This is a genomic window from Alteromonas halophila (assembly GCF_014651815.1).
GTDB classification, from domain to species: Bacteria; Pseudomonadota; Gammaproteobacteria; order Enterobacterales; family Alteromonadaceae; genus Alteromonas; species Alteromonas halophila.
Map to the genome: position 1 here is coordinate 1 of NZ_BMXP01000027.1, position 1280 is coordinate 1280.

1 protein-coding gene is annotated in these 1280 nt (G+C 49.0%); it reads right to left on the reverse strand.

Features of this window, described 5'->3' with window-relative positions; translation table 11 throughout:
- Positions 1-8 precede the first annotated feature (8 nt).
- Positions 9-1207, reverse strand: a protein-coding gene (locus tag IE054_RS17735) for an IS3 family transposase (protein WP_229805257.1) whose coding sequence is annotated in 2 segments (ribosomal slippage) — positions 9-937 and positions 937-1207 — 1200 coding nt in all. Because the reading frame shifts where the segments join, the coding sequence is not laid out codon by codon here.
- Between the last annotated feature and the right edge of the window lie 73 nt (positions 1208-1280).

Consider the following 1280-nt stretch of genomic DNA (forward strand, 5'->3'; position numbering starts at 1 on the left):
TGTAGTGGTCAAGTCATTTTGGCCACACCGTTGTAGCTATTCCAGTAACGCTTCTCCGATTCATTCGGCGTTAAACCACCGTTGTATGAATGCGGTCTCAGTCGGTTGTAATAGCCAATAATATAATCACCAACCTTTCGTTTGGCCTCGGTAAAACTTCGATAGCCTGTGGTTGGAACCCATTCTGTTTTAAGGCTTCTGAAGAAGCGCTCCATTGGGCTATTATCCCAGCAGTTACCGCGCCGACTAAGGCTTTGTGTTAAACGATATCGCCAGATTAACTGACGGAATTTACGACTGGTATAGTGCGTACCTTGGTCGCTATGGAACATTACGCTCTTCGGCTGTCCGCGATACTCAAACGCCATTGTCAGTGCCTGACAGGTCAGGCTGCTATCAGGAGAATAGCTCATCGCCCAGCCTATTGGTTTACGCGCGAACAAGTCCATCACGACTGCCAGGTACGCCCACCTATTGCCTGTCCAGATAAAGCTGACATCACCACACCAAACCTGATTCGGCTCGGTGACAGCGAACTGCCTGTCCAGCAGGTTTGGGATAGCAACATGTTCTTGTGCTGCTTTCCGGTATGCATGTTTGGGAAGCTGACAGCTGACCAGATTCATTGCCTTCATAAAGCGTCCTGCGCGATAACGCGTCAGGGTAATATCGTGCGATTCATCGTTCGTGATGATATCAGCAATGGTTCTGGCCCCTGCTGAACTGCCGCTCAGACGATATGCTTCACGAACAAGGCTGCGAAGCCTGATGGCTTCCGGCGATGGACGCTTGTCACGCTGTTGCCAATATTTAAACGTGCTGCGATGGACATCCAGTATCGCGCACAGATGGTTAATCGAATAACGGCGTTTATTGCTCTGACTCAGTCTCTCGATTAACGCGAGTGTTTCATGGAGTCCGACATCAACAGAGCTGAAGCCTTTTTTAAAATTTCCTTTTCTAATTCAAGACGTTCAACCTGCCTCTTAAGCTCCCAGATCTCACGCTGCTCGTCGGTCATCGGTGTCGCCTGCGGCGTTTTACCCTGACGCTCTTCGCGTAATTGGCGCACCCATTTACCAATCGTGGAATAACCGACACCCATCGCATCGGCTGCTTCTTTATGGGAGTAACCTTGATCTACCACCAACTGTGCTGTTTCGAGTCTGAATTCAGGGCTGAAATTCGGGCCTTTCTTCTTTGCCATTTTGTCACCTAATGTTGTTATGCTGCTATCATAGCAGCTCTAATTAGGTGGCCAAATTCACTATGCCACTACA